This is a genomic window from Flavobacterium johnsoniae (assembly GCF_030388325.1).
Classification (GTDB): Bacteria; Bacteroidota; Bacteroidia; order Flavobacteriales; family Flavobacteriaceae; genus Flavobacterium; species Flavobacterium johnsoniae_C.
In genome coordinates, this window is the sequence record NZ_CP103794.1 from 1,572,936 (window position 1) to 1,593,816 (window position 20,881).

The 20,881-nt window shown below is 34.9% G+C and carries 17 protein-coding genes and 1 riboswitch; of the genes, 16 read left to right on the forward strand and 1 reads right to left on the reverse strand.

Features of this window, described 5'->3' with window-relative positions:
- Position 1: 1 nt before the first annotated feature.
- From thrA to NYQ10_RS07025, 5 genes are all read left to right on the forward strand, one after another.
- Complete coding sequence (thrA, locus tag NYQ10_RS07005) at positions 2-2,416, forward strand: bifunctional aspartate kinase/homoserine dehydrogenase I (protein WP_289879490.1); 2,415 nt, start codon at positions 2-4, stop codon at positions 2,414-2,416.
- A gap of 130 nt (positions 2,417-2,546) precedes the next feature.
- Positions 2,547-2,972, forward strand: a complete 426-nt coding sequence (locus tag NYQ10_RS07010; RefSeq protein ID WP_026728534.1) for an OsmC family protein — start codon at positions 2,547-2,549, stop codon at positions 2,970-2,972.
- A 134-nt stretch (positions 2,973-3,106) separates the two neighbouring features.
- Complete coding sequence (locus tag NYQ10_RS07015; protein WP_289879491.1) at positions 3,107-4,279, forward strand: trans-sulfuration enzyme family protein; 1,173 nt, start codon at positions 3,107-3,109, stop codon at positions 4,277-4,279.
- Between the two features lie 135 nt (positions 4,280-4,414).
- A complete protein-coding gene (locus tag NYQ10_RS07020; RefSeq protein ID WP_289879492.1) occupies positions 4,415-4,960 on the forward strand; it encodes an RDD family protein in 546 nt (181 codons plus the stop codon).
- A gap of 119 nt (positions 4,961-5,079) precedes the next feature.
- Positions 5,080-5,490, forward strand: coding sequence for an RrF2 family transcriptional regulator (locus NYQ10_RS07025; protein ID WP_109191652.1), 411 nt, complete (start codon positions 5,080-5,082; stop codon positions 5,488-5,490).
- A gap of 92 nt (positions 5,491-5,582) precedes the next feature.
- On the opposite strand, the gene NYQ10_RS07030 is transcribed toward NYQ10_RS07025, so the two are convergent.
- Positions 5,583-6,365, reverse strand: a complete 783-nt coding sequence (locus NYQ10_RS07030; protein WP_289879493.1) for a sulfite exporter TauE/SafE family protein — start codon at positions 6,363-6,365, stop codon at positions 5,583-5,585.
- A 312-nt stretch (positions 6,366-6,677) separates the two neighbouring features.
- Here NYQ10_RS07030 and NYQ10_RS07035 point away from each other — a divergent pair, with 312 nt between their 5' ends.
- The 11 genes from NYQ10_RS07035 to metH all read left to right on the forward strand — a co-directional run bounded on the left by NYQ10_RS07035 (position 6,678) and on the right by metH (position 20,865).
- Positions 6,678-7,565 carry a sulfite exporter TauE/SafE family protein gene (locus tag NYQ10_RS07035; protein WP_289879494.1) on the forward strand — a complete coding sequence of 296 codons (888 nt, stop codon included), beginning with the start codon at positions 6,678-6,680 and terminating at the stop codon, positions 7,563-7,565.
- A 26-nt stretch (positions 7,566-7,591) separates the two neighbouring features.
- Positions 7,592-8,302 (forward strand): phosphoadenylyl-sulfate reductase, encoded by a 711-nt coding sequence (locus tag NYQ10_RS07040; protein WP_289879495.1) that lies wholly within the window; start codon positions 7,592-7,594, stop codon positions 8,300-8,302.
- A gap of 158 nt (positions 8,303-8,460) precedes the next feature.
- Positions 8,461-9,360 (forward strand): sulfate adenylyltransferase subunit CysD, encoded by a 900-nt coding sequence (cysD, locus tag NYQ10_RS07045; RefSeq protein WP_289879496.1) that lies wholly within the window; start codon positions 8,461-8,463, stop codon positions 9,358-9,360.
- A 169-nt stretch (positions 9,361-9,529) separates the two neighbouring features.
- Positions 9,530-10,774, forward strand: coding sequence for a sulfate adenylyltransferase subunit 1 (locus NYQ10_RS07050; protein ID WP_289879497.1), 1,245 nt, complete (start codon positions 9,530-9,532; stop codon positions 10,772-10,774).
- A 166-nt stretch (positions 10,775-10,940) separates the two neighbouring features.
- Positions 10,941-13,031, forward strand: a complete 2,091-nt coding sequence (locus NYQ10_RS07055; RefSeq protein WP_289879498.1) for a HEPN domain-containing protein — start codon at positions 10,941-10,943, stop codon at positions 13,029-13,031.
- Positions 13,024-13,797, forward strand: coding sequence for a uroporphyrinogen-III C-methyltransferase (gene cobA / locus NYQ10_RS07060; protein WP_289879499.1), 774 nt, complete (start codon positions 13,024-13,026; stop codon positions 13,795-13,797). Before NYQ10_RS07055 ends, cobA begins: the two co-directional genes overlap by 8 nt.
- A gap of 72 nt (positions 13,798-13,869) precedes the next feature.
- Positions 13,870-14,451: a precorrin-2 dehydrogenase/sirohydrochlorin ferrochelatase family protein gene (locus NYQ10_RS07065; protein ID WP_289879501.1), complete on the forward strand. Its 582-nt coding sequence runs from the start codon at positions 13,870-13,872 to the stop codon at positions 14,449-14,451.
- A 97-nt stretch (positions 14,452-14,548) separates the two neighbouring features.
- Positions 14,549-15,601 (forward strand): NAD(P)/FAD-dependent oxidoreductase, encoded by a 1,053-nt coding sequence (locus tag NYQ10_RS07070; RefSeq protein ID WP_289879503.1) that lies wholly within the window; start codon positions 14,549-14,551, stop codon positions 15,599-15,601.
- Positions 15,602-15,946: 345 nt separating this feature from the next.
- A riboswitch (SAM riboswitch) is annotated at positions 15,947-16,063 on the forward strand.
- A 296-nt stretch (positions 16,064-16,359) separates the two neighbouring features.
- Positions 16,360-17,364, forward strand: coding sequence for a homocysteine S-methyltransferase family protein (locus NYQ10_RS07075; RefSeq protein ID WP_289879505.1), 1,005 nt, complete (start codon positions 16,360-16,362; stop codon positions 17,362-17,364).
- A gap of 53 nt (positions 17,365-17,417) precedes the next feature.
- Positions 17,418-17,912, forward strand: a complete 495-nt coding sequence (locus NYQ10_RS07080) for a hypothetical protein (RefSeq protein ID WP_289879508.1) — start codon at positions 17,418-17,420, stop codon at positions 17,910-17,912.
- A 277-nt stretch (positions 17,913-18,189) separates the two neighbouring features.
- A complete protein-coding gene (gene metH, locus NYQ10_RS07085) occupies positions 18,190-20,865 on the forward strand; it encodes a methionine synthase (RefSeq protein ID WP_289879510.1) in 2,676 nt (891 codons plus the stop codon).
- The last annotated feature ends 16 nt before the right edge of the window (positions 20,866-20,881 follow it).

The window sequence follows — 20,881 nt, forward strand, 5'->3', positions numbered from 1 at the left end:
AATGAAAGTATTAAAATTTGGAGGTAAATCGTTAGCAAACGGAGAAGGACTTAACAAAGTTGTTTCTATCATTTCTGATAAAGTAAGTCAAGGTGAAAAAATTGCCGTTGTAGTTTCTGCACGCGGAAATGCTACTGACGAATTAGAGTTTATTTTAAGCATTGCTGCTAAAAACGGCAGTTACAAAGAATTATTAGAAAATTTCAAAAAATATCAAATATCAGATTATCCGCAAGTTGATTTGTCTGAAGAATTTAATGTCTTAGACAAACTTTTTGAAGGAGTAAGCTTAATTGGAGATTACAGCAAAAAAATCAAAGATCAGATTTTGTCAAAAGGAGAATTGCTTTCGGCTAAATTATTGACAGCGATTTTATTAGAAAAAGGAATTCCGGCAAATTTTGTTGATACAAGAGAATTGCTAAAAACCGATTCTAAATTTGGCGATGCTCAGCCTTTAGAGCAGCTTTCTAAGAAAAATGTAGTCAATTATTTCAAAACACATAATGGCGAAACGGTTAATATAGTTACAGGTTTCATTGGTTCAAACAACAACAACGACACAACTACTTTAGGTAGAAATGGCAGTAACTATACCGCTTCGTTAATCGCAAATTATTTAAATGCTGAAGAATTACAAAACTTCACGCATGTAGACGGAATTTACACTGCAAATCCAGATTTGGTTGCAGATGCTAAGAAAATTGAATATTTATCGTTTAATGAAGCAAATGAGTTGGCAAATTTTGGAGCAACAATTTTGCATGCCAAAACAATTATTCCGTTATTAGAAAAAAATATTCCATTACGAATTTTAAACACTTTTAACCACGAAAACCGCGGAACTTTAATTACTTCAGATTCTTCTAAAGAAGGAATTAAAACACTTTCTGTTTTAGAAAATGTGTCTCTTGTAAATCTTGAAGGACGAGGATTACTTGGAAAAGCTGGAGTTGATGCCCGTATTTTTAAAGTAATGGGCGATCACAATATTAGTGTGAGTATCATTTCGCAAGGTTCTTCAGAAAGAGGAATCGGTCTTGTTGTAGCAACTGATAAAGCAACAACTGCGGTTGTAGAATTAGAAAAAGAGTTTGAAAATGACTTTTATTCTAAAGATGTGAATCAGATTACGGTAACAGACAATGTATCTGTAATTTCGATTATCGGACAGGATTTGAGCACTTTCCATAAGCCTTATACAGCTTTAATCAAAAATAAAATTGTTCCGATTTTGTTTAACAACACCGTAACAGGTAAAAACGTGAGTTTGGTTGTTAAAAAAGAAGAATTAAACAAGGCTTTAAACGTAATTCACGGAGAGATTTTCGGAGTTTCTAAAAAGATCAACATTGCAATTTTCGGTCACGGATTAGTTGGTGGAACTTTAATCAACCAGATTTTGGAGTCAGCTTCGGCGATTGAAAAACGTAAAGACATTAAGCTGAATGTTTTCGCTATAGCGAATTCTAAAAAACTGCTTTTAAACAAATACGGTGTTAACGGCAATTGGAAAAACGAAATTGAAACCAAAGGCGAAGCTTACACTATTAAAGATATTATTGCTTACGCGAATGAACATCATTTAGAAAACTTAATTGCTATTGATAATACTGCAAGCGCAACTTTCGTTGAAAATTATATTCCGCTTGTAGAAAACAGTTTCGATTTGATTTCTTCGAATAAAGTAGCCAATACATTAAGCTATGGTTTTTATAAAGAATTGAGAAGTGCTTTAGAAGAAAACCAGAAAAATTATTTATACGAAACCAATGTTGGTGCAGGTTTACCATTAATTGATACGATTAAATTATTGCACCTTTCGGGTGAAAATATCACTAAAATTAAAGGAGTTTTCTCTGGAACATTAAGTTATTTATTCAATAATTTCTCTGCAAAAGATGCGCCTTTCAGCGAAATTTTGCAGGAAGCAATTGACAACGGATATACAGAACCAGATCCGCGCGAGGATTTATGCGGAAATGATGTCGGAAGAAAATTATTGATTTTGGCAAGAGAATTAGATTTACAAAATGAATTTGAAGAAATTTCAATTCAGAATTTAATTCCGGAGCACTTACGTGAAGGAAGCGCTGCCGATTTCTTGACGAAATTAAAAGAATTCGATCCAATTTATGCTAAAATAAAAGCAGAACAAAAGCCAAATCACGTTTTGAGATATATTGGTGAATTGTCTGGAGATTTGCAGAATGACAAAGGAAATTTAGAAGTAAAATTAGTTTCAGTACCAAAAGATACTGCATTAGGCGGATTAAAAGGTTCTGATTCTTTCTTCGAAATTTACACAGAATCTTACGGAGATCGTCCAATTGTTATTCAGGGAGCTGGTGCAGGTTCTGCGGTAACAGCAAGAGGAGTTTTCGGGGATATTTTGAGATTGTCAGACAAGGGATAAAAAGCCTAGTTTGTCATTGCGAGGAACGAAGCAATCACATTTGCAAAATCAAGCTTTGTGTAATTGTTAGTGAGGTTGCTTCGTTCCTCGCAATGACAAGAATAAAAAAAAACAAAAAAATAACAACACAATGAAAGTAACTTTAAACAGAGTAAATGACGCATTTCATTTTAAAGTAAAAAATGAGCGCGGACACGTAGTTGACGTTGATAGCAGAGCCGAATTTGGCGGAAGCGATTTAGGCGCAAGCCCAATGGAATTGGTATTAATGGGAGTTGCAGGATGCAGCGCTATTGATATGATTTCGATCTTAAAAAAACAGCGTCAGGAAATCACTTCTTTTAACGCTGAAGTTGAAGGAACGAGAGTTCAAATCGAAGAAGCGAAACCTTTTAAAGAAATCGATGTGGTTTTTTATTTAGAAGGAGAAATCAACCCAGAAAAAGCAAAAAAAGCGGCACAACTTTCTTTTGAGAAATATTGTTCAGTTGCCAAAACAGTTGAGCCAACAGCTACTATTAAATACAAAGTCGTATTGAACAACGAAGCTTTATAAATTAGATAATTAGTCAATTAGATAATTAGAAAATGCTCAGATTGCGCATAAATAATTGACTTGTTTTAGTTTAGATTTCAGTTTTTTAAACTTGAAACCTGAAACTTGAAACAAAAAAACAAAAACAACACACAATGAATACAGAAGAATTTGGTTTTGAAACACAAGCCATTAGAACACATTTAGAAAAAACACAATTTCAAGAACATTCAACACCTTTGTACTTATCTTCAAGTTTTATATTTGAAGACGCAGAGGATATGAGAGCTTCTTTTACAGAAGAAAAAGTTCGTAATATTTATTCTCGTTTCAGCAATCCAAATACAACTGAATTTGTTGACAAAGTTTGCGCAATGGAAGGTGCAGAAGCCGGTTATGCTTTCGCAACAGGAATGGCTGCGATCTATTCTACTTTTGCTGCATTGCTAGATTCTGGTGATCACATCGTTTCGGCAGGAAGTGTTTTTGGATCAACTCACGCGTTATTCATGACTTATTTTCCTAAATGGAAAATCGAAACTTCTTATTTTGATATCAATAAGCCAGAAACAATTGAAAGTTTTATTCAGCCCAACACTAAAATTCTATATGCAGAAACGCCAACAAATCCAGGTGTAGATGTAATTGATTTAGAATTATTAGGAACGATAGCAAAAAAGCACAATTTGATTTTAATAATTGATAACTGTTTTGCTACGCCATATATTCAGCAGCCTATTAAATACGGAGCTCATATTGTAGTGCATTCTGCAACAAAGTTAATGGATGGACAAGGCCGTGTTTTAGGAGGAGTTGCAGTTGGAGAAGCAGAGTTAATTCGTAAAATTTATTTGTTTTCAAGAAATACAGGGCCAGCAATGTCACCATTTAATGCATGGGTTTTGTCAAAAAGTTTAGAGACTTTGGCTGTTCGTGTAGATAAACATTGTGAAAATGCTCTGAAAGTAGCTGAATTTTTAGAAAGCCATCCGAATGTTGAAAGTGTGAAATATCCATTTTTGAAATCACATCCAAAATATGAAATCGCTAAAAAACAAATGCGTTTAGGCGGTAACATTATTGCAATCGAAATTAAAGGTGGTCTTGAAGCAGGAAGGAAATTTTTAGACAAAATTAAATTATGTTCTCTTTCGGCAAATATTGGTGATGTAAAAACAATTGTAACGCATCCAGCTTCTACAACTCACAGTAAGTTATCTGAAGAAGATCAATTGGCTGTTGGAATTACTCAAGGTTTGGTTCGTGTTTCTGTTGGCTTAGAAACTGTTGAAGATGTAATTGCAGATTTGAAACAAGCGTTGGCTTAATTTTAGGTTTTAGAATTAAGATTTTAGATTTTCAATTTCTAATATATAAAGACGATTTTTGATAGTAAGATTTACTATTAGGAATCGTCTTTTTTTTATGATTGCTTTTATGTAAAAAAGCTATTTTTGCTAATATTGAAGTTTATAAATAATAATATTAAAAAAAGAATACACTTGAGTAATTCTGTTTATGTTCTGCGCAAGCAATTATTAACGTCTGATCGGGATCGTTTTTTTAACTGTATTATTGATTTTTTCTTCATTATCATTTTTATATTTGTTTGTACTTTTTTTGTTTTATTAGCTGAAAATGTATTTCAAATTGGTATTTATGGAATTTGGGAAAAAGCACTTGATGAACTTGGCTTTGTAGGAAGTTGTCTTTCTTTTGCTGTAATTTATTATTTGATATTTGAGTCACTTTTTTCAAGAACTATAGGGAAAATTGTTACGGGCAGTATTGTGGTAAATGAAAATGGAATAAAACCTAATTTTAAAATGGTTTGCCTTAGAACTGTATGTCGTTTAATTCCTTTTGATGTGTTTTCATTTTTAGGAAAATCAGGAAGATTTTGGCATGATTCTATTTCAAAAACCTATGTTGTGGAGAAAAAAGATTTAGAACAAGATATGGAAAATTTTTATTCTTTAGATTTGATTGGCAAGAAGGAAGTAATTTGATAGAATTAGTAGAATTTAACTTTATTCTGTTGTGATAGTTCAAACAAAAAGCATATTTTTGTTGTTTAATAATTTACGGCATTCAAATAACTCCTGAAGCTGTAATCTAAAACATAAAGATGCTTTCAAAAAAGACAAAATACGGAATCAAAGCTTTGACTTATTTAGCTAGACGCGAAAATAACGAACCAGTACAGATTGCCGAAATTGCGAAAAGCGAACATATTTCGATAAAATTTTTAGAAAGTATTTTGCTTCTGTTAAGAAACTCAGGATTTCTTGGAGCAAAAAAAGGAAAAGGCGGTGGTTATTATCTGATAAAAGATCCGAAAGATATCAGTATGGCAAAAGTCTACAGAATTCTAGAAGGACCAATTGCCTTATTACCATGCGCCAGTCATAATTTCTACGAAAGATGTGACGATTGCGATGATGAAGCGACTTGTGCGGCGCGCCGTTTAATGACCGAAGTTCGTGATAATACACTTAAAATATTAGAAAGTAACTCTTTGGCAGATATCGCTTTTTAATTTTTCACCATATAAGTAATGTAAATTCATTTAAAAAAGCTGTAGATAAGTCTAAAATGAACTTACATTACTTATATGTTTTAAAAACTTGTCTAGAATATCAATTTATATCCAGCTAAGAAAAGCATCACTGCAATTGCATTTCTAAGAAACTGATCTGGTACTTTTCCGCTTAACATGCTTCCCATGTATATTCCAGGAAGAGATCCCATTAGCAATTGTCCTAATAAACCTAAATCTAGATTTCCCATTGTAGCGTGTCCGATTCCAGCAACCAATGTTAATGGAACGGCGTGTGCAATTTCAGTTCCAACCAAACGAGGCGTTGGCAATAACGGATAAAGGAAAAATAAGGTTACAGTTCCTAAAGCTCCAGCTCCAATAGAAGTTAAGGTTACGGTTGCGCCTAATAAAACTCCAATTCCAATAGTTAATGCATTTTGAGTTGTGCTTTCGTTATGAAATTTGTCTCCAGCATGTTTTTGAGAGAACTTCAAAATTTTATTTTTGAATATAATAGCGACAGAAGTAAACAGTAATGCCCAACCTAAACTGTATTTTATAACGCCATTTATGGTTTCAATATCAGTTTTAATGCTATTTAAAATCCATAAAGTAAGTAAAGAAGCGGGAACGCTGCCAAGAGTAAGCCAGCCAGTAATTTTCCAGTTAATGTTTCCTTTTTTATTGTGAACAAAAACACCTCCGGCTTTGGTAAAAGCGGCATAAAGTAAATCTGTTCCTACTGCAGTTGTTGGCGGGATATTGAAATATAATAAAATCGGAGTCATTAAAGAACCACCGCCAACTCCAGTCAATCCCACAATAAAACCAACGACTAATCCTGCTATTACAAGACCTATTTGAAAATCCATAAATAAAAAGTTTGGGCTAAAATACAATATTTTTATAATAATCCTATCGATTTTATAGAGATTAGAAAATCTATTTAAAAACCAAATTTTTTTGTTGTATAAATTGTTGCAATATCTTGTAATACATCATTATTTGTGAAATTATACTGCATAATTCTTAAAACACTCTTTTATAACATAATAAAAGGTTAGTTGAGGGCGTAAAAAAATAATAATATTGCTTTGTAATTTAGAAATAAGTAGTATTTTTGCAAAGTAATCTACTAACCCGATAGGGTAATAGATTTTTAAAACAAATTTAAACTTGTTAACATGGAAAAAGAACTGAAAATAAATAATACGGCCTCTTTTAAAGAGAAGCTTTGGATTGGAATTCCTGTTGTTTTACTAGTAGGTTTGTTATTCACTTTAATATATAATCATCACGCTGAATTTTCCTGGGACGGATTTGTAGCAGGATTCAATCAGGAATTTTTAGTGTTTTTTGCCATCGGAGTTTTTGCTCAATTGGTTGATGGGACTTTAGGAATGGGATATGGAGCAACTTCAACTTCATTTTTATTGGCTTATGGAGTTCCGCCAGTTGTTAGCAGTACAGCAGTTCACGTTTCAGAAATGTTTACAACGGGAGCATCGGCACTTTCTCATCACCGATTTGGAAACATTAATAAAAAACTGGTAAAACGTTTATTGATTCCAGGGGTTTTAGGTTCTATTACAGGAGCTTATTTGTTATCTGATGTAATTGACGGCGATGTAATTAAGCCATTTATTGCTGTTTACATGATTGTTTTAGCGGTTATCATTATCAGAAAAGCGTTAAAAAAGAATATTGTAAAAAAGAAAACTAAAAAGCTAAGTGCACTCGCAGTTTTCGGAGGATTTATGGATTCTGTTGGTGGCGGTGGCTGGGGACCAATTGTAACGTCAACATTATTAGGAAGAGGAAGAAACCCAAGATATACTATTGGTTCTGTAAATGCAGCTGAGTTTGCAATTTCGTTTGCAAGCGGTATAACTTTTATGCTTTTTGGAGGAATCATTGGTTGGCAGGTAATCATCGGATTGATTTTAGGAGGAGTTATTTCAGCGCCATTAGCTGCATTTTTGGTAAATAAAATCAAAAGAAAACCAATGATGGTTGCTGTTGGAGTTCTAATTATATTATTGAGTTTAAAAACATTATCTAAATTATTATAATTCTTTAGATACGGAGAAAAGATATTATGAGTGCGATTATTGTACAAGAATTATTAGAGAAAACTGCAGCTCTTTCGCTTGACGAAACCTTAGTTTTTTTAGCAAAAGAATTTCCTGGAAAAGTGATTTTTTCAACTTCTTTCGGACAGGAAGATCAGGTAATTACAGATTTCATTGCAAAAAGTAACACAGATATTACTGTGTTTACTTTAGATACAGGAAGATTATTTCAGGAAACTTACGACGTTTTTCATAAAACATTAAAAAAATACAAAAGACCAATCGAGGTTTATTTCCCAGAACCTGCTTCAGTAGAAAATCTTCTGAAAACAAAAGGACCAAACAGCTTTTACGATTCGGTAGAAAATAGAAAAGAATGCTGTTTTATTCGAAAAGTAGTTCCGTTGAGAAAAGCTTTGGCAGGAAACTCAGTTTGGATTACGGGATTAAGAGCTGAACAATCAGAAAACAGACACGATTTAAGTTTGTTTGAATACGACGGAAACTTTGAAATCATAAAATTCAATCCGTTATTAAAATGGACTTTAGAAGAAGTTGAAACGTATTTATCAGAAAACAATGTTCCTCAAAATGCATTGCACAAACAAGGTTTCGTAAGTATTGGATGCGCGCCTTGTACAAGAGCAATTTTCCCAGGTGAAGATATCAGAGCAGGAAGATGGTGGTGGGAATCAAGCCATAAAGAGTGTGGGCTTCATAGCGCTAAGAAAGAGTAGGTAGAAGAAAGAAGAAAGAAGCAAGAGGCAAGACTTCTGCTAGAGAATAGAATATAGATTATAGAATAAAGAGTGGAGATTTTTAGATCAGGTGAAAAACTTGAAACTTTAAACCTGAAACAAAATTTTTCACAAACAAAATATCAAACAAAAAAACAATGAGTTCAGTATTAAAAACAAACGCTTTAGAGAGTGAAGCGATATACATTTTCAGAGAAGTAATTTCACAGTTTGACAAACCGGTTTTACTTTTCTCAGGAGGAAAAGATTCTATCACATTAGTGCGTTTGGCGCAAAAAGCATTTTTCCCTGCTAAGATTCCGTTTCCTCTATTGCACGTTGATACGGGACATAATTTCCCTGAAACAATTGCTTTCAGAGATAAATTGGTAGAAGAATTAGGTTTAGAATTGATCGTACGTAATGTTCAGGATGCTATTGATGAAGGAAAAGTGGTTGAAGAAACAGGAAAATACTCTAGTAGAAACAGCTTGCAGACAACAACACTTTTGGATGCAATTGATGAATTTAAGTTTGATGCTTGTATTGGCGGAGCACGTCGTGATGAAGAAAAAGCAAGAGCGAAAGAACGTATTTTCTCTGTTCGTGATGATTTCGGACAATGGGACGAAAAAAATCAAAGACCTGAGTTGTTTGATATATTAAATGGAAAAATTGAAAATGGACAAAACGTTCGTGTTTTCCCAATTTCAAACTGGACGGAATTAGATGTTTGGAGTTATATCGAAAAAGAACACATCGAGATTCCATCAATCTATTTCTCACATAAAAGAAAAGTTTTTTTGAGAGACGGTTTAATCTGGTCGCATTCTCCTTTTGTGTACCAAGAAGAAGACGAACAAATCGAAGAAAGAATTGTTCGCTTCAGAACCGTTGGAGATATGAGTTGTACAGCAGCTGTTGAATCTTACGCAGCAACAATCGAAGAAGTAGTTGGAGAAATCAGATCATCAACCATTTCTGAAAGAGGAGCCAGAATTGATGACAAACGTTCTGAAGCGGCAATGGAAAAGAGAAAACAACAAGGATACTTTTAATAATTGTGAATTATGAATTGTTAATTGTAAATGCAATTCGGAACGGAATTTTAGAAGTAAAAATCAAGAAAACAAAAACATACAGTTTTAAATTTTAGTTCAAAGGCAAGCAACTTGAAACTTGAAACCTGAAACAAAAAAGTTTAAACCTGAAACAAAATATTACAGAATGGACGTTTTAAAAATAGCAACAGCAGGAAGTGTAGATGACGGAAAAAGTACTTTGATCGGGAGATTATTGTACGATACAAAATCGTTGACAACTGATAAAATAGAAGCAATCGAAAAAAGCAGTAAACAAAAAGGATACGATTACCTTGATTTTTCTTTGGCAACTGACGGATTAGTGGCAGAAAGAGAACAAGGTATTACGATTGATGTTGCGCATATTTATTTTTCGACTGCAAAGAAAAGTTACATTATTGCCGATACTCCGGGTCACGTTGAATATACAAGAAACATGGTTACAGGAGCTTCAACTTCTCAGGTTTCTATCATTTTAATTGATGCAAGAAAAGGCGTTATCGAACAGACTTATCGTCACTTTTTCATCAATAATTTATTAAGAGTAAAAGAAGTAATTGTTGCGATTAATAAAATGGATTTAGTTGATTACTCGGAAGAAGTTTTCAATAAAATCAAAGCCGATTTTCAGGCATTAAATGCAAAAAGTACTTTCAAAGAACAAAACGTAAGTTATATTCCGTTAAGTGCAATCAATGGCGGAAATGTAGTTGATCAATCAAAAGATATGCCTTGGTACGACGGGCAAACTGTTTTAGAACATTTAGAAGGATTGCATTCTCATGATGTTTACGAAGCAGGAAAGGCACGTTTTCCAGTACAGACTGTTATTCGCCCAAAAACAGAAGAATACCACGATTTTAGAGGTTATGCAGGAAAATTATACGGAAACTCAATTAAAGTTGGAGATGCTGTAACAGTTCTTCCATCTTTAACAGAATCAACAGTTACTAAAATTCACTTTTTCGATAAAACATTTGACGAAGCTACAGCAGGTTCTTCAATTACAATCGAATTAGAAAATGATATCAATGTGACGAGAGGTGATATGATTGTAAAATCAAGCGAACTTCCAAAAATTGAAAAAGATATCACGACAACAGTTTGCTGGATGGACAGTAAAAAACTGGTTGCGGGAACTAAATATTTGGTACAACACAATACCAACAGAGTTTTAGCAAAAGTAGAAAGCATTAAAAATACAATTGCTACAGATTACTCAGGAACGACAGAAGCTTCACAATTAGCCATCAACGAAATTGGAGAAGTAACGATCAAATTAAGCAAACCGTTATACTTTGATTCATATAACGAAAACAAATCAAACGGAGCTTTTATCTTAATTGATACAGCAACTAACACAACAGCAGGAGTAGGATTCATTAGGTAAACCTGCTTTAAGCTATAAGCTTTAGGCAATAAGCTTTTAGCAAAAGATGTATAAAAAGGTATGCAACAAAGCTTAAAGCTTATTGCCTAATGCCTAAAGCCTCAAAAAAAAACACAAAGTTTAAAAAGCTTATAGCCTAAAGCTTAAAGCCTAAAGCGAAAAAGAAATGGAAAGTTTTAGAACAGAAATAGAAAATCCGGTAGTTCAGAAGGAGATTATCGAATTAGAAAAAAAGATTCACTTATTCCGTGGAGGAAAAATTGATGATGAGCGTTTTCGTAGTCTTCGTTTAGCGCGCGGAATTTACGGTCAGCGTCAGGAAGGCGTTCAGATGATTCGTATCAAATTGCCTTATGGTAAAGTGACCAGCGAGCAATTAGTGCGTATCACACAGGTTTCTGATGAATATTCTACAGGGCGTTTGCATATTACAACGCGTCAGGATATTCAGATTCACTATGTGAGTTTAGACAGAACGCCGGAACTTTGGGCAGATTTGGCTAAAGACGATATTACGCTTCGTGAAGCTTGTGGAAACACAGTAAGAAATATTACAGGAAGCGAATTAGCAGGTGTAGACGTAAACGAACCATTTGATGTTTCGCCTTATGCGCACGGACTTTTTCAATATTTGTTAAGAAACCCAATTTGTCAGGAAATGGGGCGTAAATTCAAAATTTCGTTCTCTTCTTCAGATGAAGATACTGCGTTGAGTTATTTACACGATTTAGGATTTATTCCGAAAATTAAAGACGGACAAAAAGGTTTCAAAATCATGTTTGGAGGAGGTTTAGGATCTCAACCAGCACATGCTGAATTGCTTTCAGAGTTCGTTCCGGTAAACGAAATCATTCCAACAGCAGAAGGAATCATCCGTATTTTCGATAGATATGGAGAACGTGCTAAAAGAATGAAAGCGCGTATGAAATTCTTAATCAAAGAAATGGGAAAAGATGTTTTCCTTGATTTAGTTGAGAAAGAGAAAAAAGCCATTGCTTTTGAAACCTACGAAATTGATACAACCGCTTTTGACGGTCCAATTCCAGAACCAGTATTAGAAGTTCCGCAAGTTACAATCGAAGATACTAAAGCATATGAAGCTTGGAAAAATTCGAATGTAATCAAGCAGAAACAAGATGGTTATTACGCAATTGGAATCAAAGTTTTATTAGGAGATTTTTATACAGATAAAGCAAGATTATTAGCCAATTTAATTAAGAATTACGGAGCAAATGAATTACGTTTTTCATTGCGTCAAAATATTGTAATACGTCATATAAAAGAAGAGAATCTTCCTTTCTTTTATCAAGAATTAGCGAAGTTGGATTTTGTTCAATTAGGATATAATTCAGTTGGAGATATTACGGCATGTCCGGGTACTGATACTTGTAATTTGGGGATTGCAAGTAGTACCGGTATTGCAGAAGAATTAGAGAGAGTTTTAACGGCAGAATATCCACAATATTTAAACAATCGCGAAATCGAAATTAAAATTTCAGGTTGTATGAATGCCTGCGGACAGCATAATATGTCTGCAATCGGGTTTCAGGGAATGTCTATCAACTCAGGAAAATTAGTTGCTCCGGCTTTACAAGTTTTATTGGGTGGAGGAAGATTAGGAAATGGCGCTGGACGTTTTGCTGATAAAGTAATCAAAGTTCCTAGTCGTAGAGGTCCTGATGCGTTGCGTACCATTTTAAATGATTTTGATGCTAACGGAAGCGGGCAAAAATTCCTAGATTATTATGATACAAAAGGAGAAAAATATTTTTACGAAATCTTAAAACCGTATGCAGATGTAACCAATTTAACAGAAGCCGATTTTGTGGATTGGGGTAACGCAGACAATTACGTAAAAGCAGTTGGAGTTGGAGAATGTGCCGGAGTAGTGATTGATTTAGTAGCAACATTATTGTTTGAAGCTAAAGAGAAATTAATCTTGGCTCAGGAATCTTTCGACGAGAAAAAATGGTCAGATGCAATCTATCATGCTTACGCAGGATTTGTAAATGGAGCAAAAGCTTTGTTATTGTCAGAAAACCAAAAAACAAATCATCATGCAGGAATTGTAGACTTGTTTGATACTGTTTTTGTTGAAAATAATAAAATAGAATTAAACTCAACTTTTAAAGACTTGGTTTACCAAATCAATAAAAATGAACCATCAGAAGCTTTCGCTAAAGATTATATTGCTCAGGCAGTTGTTTTCTTTGATAAAATCGAAACTTTCAGAGCTCAGGAATTAGAAAATGCTTAATATAAAACCCAAAATAACTTTAGTCGGTGCAGGTCCGGGCGATCCCGATTTACTGACGCTAAAAGCTGTAAAGGCATTGGCTGAAGCTAATGTGGTTTTATACGACGCTTTGGCCAATGAAGAAATTCTGGATTATGCACCGAAAAATGCGATTAGAATTTTTGTTGGAAAAAGAATCGGAAATCATGCTTACACGCAGGATCAAATCAATCAATTGATTGTGGATAATGCATTGACTTATGGAAACGTAGTTCGATTAAAAGGCGGAGATCCATTTATTTTTGGAAGAGGAAGCGAAGAAGTGGAATTTGCAGAAAGTTTCGGAATAGAAACGATCGTAGTTCCCGGAATTTCATCTGTAGTTGCGGTTCCTGCAAGTCAGGGGATTTCGATTACAAAACGTGGAGTTTCAGAAAGCTTTTGGGTAATAACAGGAACAACTTCCGACAGAAAATTATCTTCAGATATTGCGTTATCAGCCAAATCTTCTGCAACAGTTGTAATCTTGATGGGAATGCACAAATTGCCTCAAATCATCGATTTGTTTCAAAAAGAAGATAAAGGAAATTTACCAGTTGCGATCATCCAAAACGGAACAACAGCAGAAGAAAAAGTAGGTGTAGGAACCGTAGATTCGATTTTAGAAGTTGTAAAACAAAAAGAATTAGGTTCACCGGCGATTATTGTTCTTGGAGAAGTTGTCCGCGAAAGCAATAAATTAAAAGGATTTTACGAAGAATTTTTATCAAAAGAAACCATTCATTAAATAATTATATGTTCCGTTAGGAACAATTCGTTGGTAAATCATCTAATTTTGTTTGGATGAAATTAAATTAAAATGGAACAAAACGAATTATATCCAATATTTCTAAAGCTTCACAATTTAAATGTCTTGATTGTAGGCGGAGGAAATGTAGGTCTGGAAAAGCTTTCTTTCTTGCTAAAATCAAGTCCGAATGCTAATGTTGAGGTAGTTGCACCTGATTTTCATTTAGAAATTAAGGTTTTAGCAGAAAAACATCCTTCAATTAAATTGACGGAAAAAAAGTTCAAAAAGAAAATGCTCAAAAAACGTCACATGGTAATTGCCTGTACAGACGATTTGAAAGTAAATAAAAAGGTTTACGATTTAGCAAGAAAACGCTATTTGATTTGCAATATAGCTGATACGCCAGATTTATGTGATTATTATTTAGGTGGAATCGTAACAAAAGGAAATGTAAAAATCGCCATTTCAACAAACGGAAAATCACCAACAACAGCCAAAAGGCTTCGGGAGTTTTTCGAAGAAGTAATTCCGGAAGACATCAACCAAATGGTTGAGAACCTAAATGAATACCGAAAAACGCTTAAAGGCAATTTTGAAGACAAGGTTAAAAGAATGAATGAGATTACCTCTTCATTGAAAAATAAGGAGTAAAAAAGTTTCGGAAAGAAATTAATGATAAAAATCATTGAAAGTACAAGGATTTATTCGTTTCTTTGCGTTATTAAGAATGATTATAAACAACAACATAATGATTAAAACAGATATACTTATAATTGGAGCAGGCCCAACAGGTTTATTTGCCGTTTTCGAGGCAGGATTGTTAAAATTAAAATGCCACATTTTAGATGCACTTCCACAACCAGGGGGACAACTATCAGAGTTATATCCAAAAAAACCAATTTATGATATTCCTGGATTCCCAGAAGTATTAGCCGGAGATTTAGTTGATGGTTTAATGGAGCAAATTAAACAATTTGAGCCAGGTTTTACTTTGGGAGAACGTGCAGAAACAATCGATAAACAAGAAGACGGAAGTTTCATTGTAACGTCAAATAAAGGAACTAAATTTCATGCGCCTGTTATTGCAATCGCTGGAGGTTTAGGAAGTTTTGAGCCTCGTAAACCACTTATCGAAGATATCGAGTTTTATGAAGATAAAGGAGTAAAATACTTCATTAAAAATCCTGAGAAATTCAGAGACAAAAGAGTTGTAATTGCAGGAGGAGGAGATTCAGCGTTAGACTGGTCAATTTTCTTAGCAAATGTAGCTTCAGAAGTAACTTTGATTCACAGAAGAAACGAATTTAGAGGCGCTTTAGATTCTGTAGAAAAAGTACAGGAATTAAAATCAGCAGGAAAAATCAAACTGATCACACCAGCTGAAGTTATCGGAATCAACGGTGCAGAACACGTAGAGTCATTAGACATCGAAGAAAACGGCGCACACCGCAAAATTGATTGTGACTATTTCATTCCACTTTTCGGATTAACACCAAAATTAGGTCCAATCGGAGACTGGGGATTAGAAATCGAGAAAAATGCCATTAAAGTAAACAATGCATTAGATTACCAAACTAACATTCCAGGAATCTTCGCTATTGGAGACGTAAACACATACCCAGGAAAATTAAAGTTAATCCTTTGCGGATTCCACGAAGCAACTTTAATGTGCCAGGCTGCATACGGAATCATCAACCCAGGTAAAAAATACGTATTGAAATATACAACAGTTTCTGGTGTAGACGGTTTCGACGGAACTCGTAAAGAAGCGCCAAAAGCGGTTGTGAAAGCGATTGTTTAATCGAAGGTGCTGAGGTTCTAAGGGACTAAGGCGCTAAGGTTTTTATATACAAAGCTCAAACTTTTAGTTTGGGCTTTTTTAATTACTATGAATAATCCCAGAGGGATGACATATTTATAGAAAAGAAATTATTCGTTTGCAAAAGCTCCAGCGGAGCGAAATATATGTCGCTCCGCTGGAGCTTTTGCGTTGTGTAGATTGTTTTCTATAAATATTATGCTCCTCCGGAGCTAAATCAAGCAAAAGATAAAACCTTAGCGCCTAAGTCCCTCAGAACCTTAGAAAAAAAACATTTGCAAATCGAAAGCCTATTTCATACCTTTGCACTGTTCTTAAAATTATTGTCAGTTATCACGAAAGGCGGAGGGATAGACCCGATGAAACCTTAGCAACCCTTTACCATAAAGAAGGTGCTAAATTCTACTTTATACGACATTTTCCAGTATTAAAGATAGATAACACAAATACATACAGTATTTCTCAAAACTTTTCCAGACAACATACAATATTTACCGAAGCAATTCAGTAGAAGGAGCGAATCATTGGCGCATTTTTGCAGTCAATAGTTCCCGCTTTTCGTTGCAATCATTTTACTTTTTAAAGAAAAAAGCAAAATGATTTCCACTTCAATCGGGGCTAATGAGCCAGCAATAGTGCCCTTTTGGAATTAATGTGAAAAAATATCGAAGGTAAATAGAGCCTTCAAAATTAAAAATAAAAAAAGCTTTGTGCCTTAGCGCCTTAGCGGCAAATACAAGATGGCAATAACAATTCAGGAAGCAATAAAAAAAAATATCTTAATCCTTGACGGAGCAATGGGAACAATGTTGCAACGCTATAATTTCTCAGAAGAAGATTTCAGAGGAGAGCGTTTCAAAGATTTTCCTCATCCGTTAAAAGGAAACAACGATTTACTATCCCTAACACAACCACAAGCGATCCGCGATGTACATGCCGCTTATTATGAAGCTGGTGCTGACATTGTAGAAACCAATACTTTCTCTGGAACGACAATCGGTATGGCCGATTATCACATGGAAGATTTGGTTTACGAATTAAACTACGAATCGGCAAAAATCGCAAGACAAGTAGCCGATGAGTTTACCGCAAAAAATCCGGAAAAACCACGTTTCGTAGCTGGTTCAATCGGACCGACAAACAGAACGGCAAGTATGTCGCCAGATGTAAACGATCCAGGTTACAGAGCCGTAACGTTCGACGATTTACGAATTGCGTACAAACAACAAGCAGAAGCTTTAATGGACGGTGGCTGTGATTTACTTTTAGTAGAAACGATTTTTGATACCTTAAATGCAAAAGCTGCACTTTTTGCGATTGAAGAAGTAAAAGAAGAACGCAATCTTGATATTCCAATCATGGTTTCAGGAACGATTACGGATGCGTCTGGAAGAACACTTTCGGGACAGACAGTCGAAGCATTTTTGATTTCAGTTTCGCATATTCCGTTATTAAGCGTAGGATTCAATTGCGCTCTTGGAGCCGATTTGTTGAAACCGTATTTAAAGACATTGGCGCATAACACAAGCTTTAATGTTTCGGCACATCCAAACGCTGGATTGCCAAATGCATTTGGACAATATGATGAAACACCAGAACAAACTCAAGCTTTCATTAAAGAATATTTAGAGGATAATTTAATTAATATCATTGGTGGTTGTTGTGGTACAACTCCGGATCATATTCGATTAATGGCTGAGGTGGCGAAGGATTATAAGCCACGTGTGGCGCCAATCTCAGTATAACGTTTCTTTCAAGGTTTTAATAAATGTGAAATTTATAAAGTATAAATAATAAGATGGAATTAAAAGATATCTTAACTATTACAGGATTGTCAGTAACATTGGCAGGAATCATAAATGGAATTCTATATCAATATATTTTTCTTCCAAAAGTTAATAGAACTTTCAAAAAGTTTGAATTTGAGTTAAAACAAAAAGATTTAATTAATCAAGAACAATGGAAGCATAAAAGAGATGCGTGCTTTAATGCTTTAAATATTGCGGATGCATTAATAAGTAATTATAAATATCCCAATGAAAAAGAAGGTGATATTAAGCCTGGAAAAGTAACAACAGAAGAAGTAAGAAAGTGTTTTAATGATTTGGCTTGTTCGTGTAACGATACTAAAGTAATCGATTTGCTTAAAAAAATTATTTCTGAATCTGTTAGACCAGATATAATTGTTGATTTAAGAAATGCTGTTCGTGTAGAATTAGAGTTTGGTAACAAAGAATTCGATAAAGATAGAGATAAAGCTTTTGTTGGAAAAATCGATGCAGATAAAGAATAGAAGAGATTGATTTCAAGACAAGTGTTTTTTAAGGAGTAAAGTTTAAAAATGATACTGAATCGTATAGAATACAGATCATTAAAACCGAATCTGCGTGAGGGATAGAAGTGAAAAGCCCACAGCCTGACGAAGGAAGAGCGAGGACTTGTAACGGATAGCCCGACCCGGAGGGACACGCCCAAAATATTAAAAAGATTACAGGTTTAATAACCTAAAAGATATAGAATAAAAAAACTTAGAACCTTAGCATCTTAGGATCTCAGTAACTTTAAAAAAAATGACAGAAAAAAGAAGAGACCTTGTATTATCAGGATTAGAACCGTTAATTATTACGCCCGAAAGTGTTTTCGTTAATGTTGGCGAGCGTACGAATGTAACAGGTTCAAGAAAATTCCTAAGATTAATCAAGGAAGAGAAATATGACGAGGCACTTGATATTGCAAGACAACAAGTTGAAGGTGGAGCACAAATCATCGATATTAATATGGATGAAGGAATGCTTGACGGTGTTACTGCGATGACTAAATTCCTGAATTTAATTGCTGCAGAACCAGACATTTCGAGAGTGCCAATTATGATCGACAGTTCGAAATGGGAAATCATCGAAGCCGGTCTAAAAGTAGTACAAGGAAAAAGCGTTGTAAACTCGATTTCGTTAAAAGAAGGCGAAGAAGCTTTTATTCATCATGCGAGATTAATCAAACGTTATGGAGCGGCGGCAATTATCATGGCTTTTGACGAAGTAGGTCAGGCGGATAATTACGATCGTAGAGTAGAGATTTGTCAGCGTTCGTATGATATTTTGGTGAACAAAGTAGGGTTTCCTCCACAGGATATTATTTTCGATTTGAATATTTTCCCAGTTGCAACCGGAATGGAAGAGCATAGATTAAACGCTTTGGATTTCTTTAGAGGAACAAAATGGGTTCGTGAAAATCTTCCGCACGCGCACATCAGCGGTGGAGTGAGTAACGTTTCGTTCTCTTTTAGAGGAAACGATACGGTTCGTGAGGCCATGCACTCGGTGTTTTTATACCACGCAATTAAAAACGGAATGACGATGGGAATCGTAAATCCAGAAATGTTGACGATTTACGATGATATTCCGAAAGATTTATTAGAACACGTTGAAGACGTAATTTTAGATAGACGCGACGATGCGACAGAACGACTTTTGGATTTTGCAGAAAATGTAAAAGGTGAAGCAAAGAGCGATGAAAAAGTAGTTCAGGAATGGCGTTTTGGAACGGTTCAGGAGCGTATTACCCATTCATTGGTAAAAGGAATTGATGCTTTTATTGAAGAAGATGTTGAAGAAGCGCGTTTAGCAGCTACAAAACCAATTGAAGTTATTGAAATCAATTTGATGACGGGAATGAATGTGGTTGGAGATTTATTCGGAAGCGGAAAAATGTTCCTGCCTCAGGTAGTAAAATCGGCTCGTGTTATGAAAAAAGCGGTGGCTTATTTATTGCCTTTTATTGAAGCGAGCAAACAAGCGGGAGACAAACAAGGAAACGGAAAAATCTTGATGGCAACCGTAAAAGGTGACGTTCACGATATTGGAAAAAACATCGTTTCGGTGGTTTTGGCTTGTAACAATTACGAGATTGTAGATTTAGGTGTTATGGTGCCTCCGGAAAAAATTATTTCGGCTGCGATTGAACATAATGTTGACATTATTGGATTAAGCGGATTGATCACTCCTTCGCTTGACGAAATGGTGTATTTGGCCAAAGAATTAGACAAACAAGATATTAAAATCCCAATTATGATTGGAGGGGCAACCACTTCACGTGCGCATACTGCCGTGAAAATTGCACCTCAATATAGAGAAACTGTAATTCATGTAAACGATGCTTCGAGAGCTGTTACCGTTGCAGGAAACTTGTTGGATCATAATAGAAAAATATATGCGGCAGATATTCGTGCAGAATATGATTCGTTTAGAGAAACATTTTTAAATCGTTCAAGAGACAAAAACTTCCTGACGATTGAAGATGCCCGTAAAAACAAATTGCCATTGGATTGGTCGGAATATACGCCAACTAAACCAAAAGTAATCGGCGCACAAACCATAGAAATAGAATTAGATGTTTTGGTTCCGTATATTGACTGGACACCATTTTTTCAGACTTGGGAATTGTACGGAAAATATCCTGCAATTTTAACGGATGAGGTTGTGGGCGAACAAGCGACTTCTGTTTTTAACGATGCTCAGGCAATGCTGAAAGTAATTCTGGAAGAGAAAAAGCTAAAAGCAAAAGGAATTTACGGAATTTTCCCTGCAAACCAGGTTGATGATGATGATATCGAATTGCGTGATGAAAACGGAAAAGTTTTGGAGAAATTCTTAACGCTTCGTCAGCAGTCGCAAAAAACAAAAGGTGCTCCAAACATCGCTTTAGCTGATTTTATTCTGCCAAAAGACAGCGGAATAGAAGATTATATGGGAGCTTTCTGTGTAACTACAGGTTTTGGTGTAGATGAATGGGCAGCGGAATACGAAAAGAATTTAGACGATTATAATTCGATTATGGTTAAAGCGCTTGCGGATCGTTTTGCTGAGGCTTTCGCCGAATATCTTCATGAAAAAGTTCGTAAAGATTTCTGGGGTTACGATTCAGAAGAATCTTTAACCAACGAAGAATTGATTAAGGAAAACTATAAAGGAATTCGTCCGGCACCAGGTTATCCAGCTTGTCCGGATCACTTGGAAAAACCAACGATTTGGAAGCTTTTAAATGTAGCCGAAGAAATTGGAGTTACCTTGACAGAAAGTATGGCGATGTGGCCAGCTTCATCGGTTTCAGGATATTATTTCGGAAATCCAAAAAGCCGATATTTCGGACTCGGAAAAATAAAAGAAGATCAGGTTGTAGATTACGCTAAACGACGCAACGTTCCAACGGATTATGCAATGAAATGGTTAAACCCTAATATAGCAGATTAATTTGGTTGATGGTTGT

Excerpts from the sequence above, each read along its gene's own strand:
- thrA (WP_289879490.1), top strand. The coding sequence starts at position 2 with ATGAAAGTATTAAAATTTGGAGGTAAATCGTTAGCAAACGGAGAAGGA.
- NYQ10_RS07010 (WP_026728534.1), top strand. The coding sequence starts at position 2,547 with ATGAAAGTAACTTTAAACAGAGTAAATGACGCATTTCATTTTAAAGTA.
- NYQ10_RS07015 (WP_289879491.1), top strand. The coding sequence starts at position 3,107 with ATGAATACAGAAGAATTTGGTTTTGAAACACAAGCCATTAGAACACAT.
- NYQ10_RS07025 (WP_109191652.1), top strand. The coding sequence starts at position 5,080 with ATGCTTTCAAAAAAGACAAAATACGGAATCAAAGCTTTGACTTATTTA.
- NYQ10_RS07030 (WP_289879493.1), bottom strand. The coding sequence starts at position 6,365 with ATGGATTTTCAAATAGGTCTTGTAATAGCAGGATTAGTCGTTGGTTTT.
- NYQ10_RS07035 (WP_289879494.1), top strand. The coding sequence starts at position 6,678 with ATGGAAAAAGAACTGAAAATAAATAATACGGCCTCTTTTAAAGAGAAG.
- NYQ10_RS07040 (WP_289879495.1), top strand. The coding sequence starts at position 7,592 with ATGAGTGCGATTATTGTACAAGAATTATTAGAGAAAACTGCAGCTCTT.
- cysD (WP_289879496.1), top strand. The coding sequence starts at position 8,461 with ATGAGTTCAGTATTAAAAACAAACGCTTTAGAGAGTGAAGCGATATAC.
- NYQ10_RS07050 (WP_289879497.1), top strand. The coding sequence starts at position 9,530 with ATGGACGTTTTAAAAATAGCAACAGCAGGAAGTGTAGATGACGGAAAA.
- NYQ10_RS07055 (WP_289879498.1), top strand. The coding sequence starts at position 10,941 with ATGGAAAGTTTTAGAACAGAAATAGAAAATCCGGTAGTTCAGAAGGAG.
- cobA (WP_289879499.1), top strand. The coding sequence starts at position 13,024 with ATGCTTAATATAAAACCCAAAATAACTTTAGTCGGTGCAGGTCCGGGC.
- NYQ10_RS07065 (WP_289879501.1), top strand. The coding sequence starts at position 13,870 with ATGGAACAAAACGAATTATATCCAATATTTCTAAAGCTTCACAATTTA.
- NYQ10_RS07070 (WP_289879503.1), top strand. The coding sequence starts at position 14,549 with ATGATTAAAACAGATATACTTATAATTGGAGCAGGCCCAACAGGTTTA.
- NYQ10_RS07075 (WP_289879505.1), top strand. The coding sequence starts at position 16,360 with ATGGCAATAACAATTCAGGAAGCAATAAAAAAAAATATCTTAATCCTT.
- NYQ10_RS07080 (WP_289879508.1), top strand. The coding sequence starts at position 17,418 with ATGGAATTAAAAGATATCTTAACTATTACAGGATTGTCAGTAACATTG.
- metH (WP_289879510.1), top strand. The coding sequence starts at position 18,190 with ATGACAGAAAAAAGAAGAGACCTTGTATTATCAGGATTAGAACCGTTA.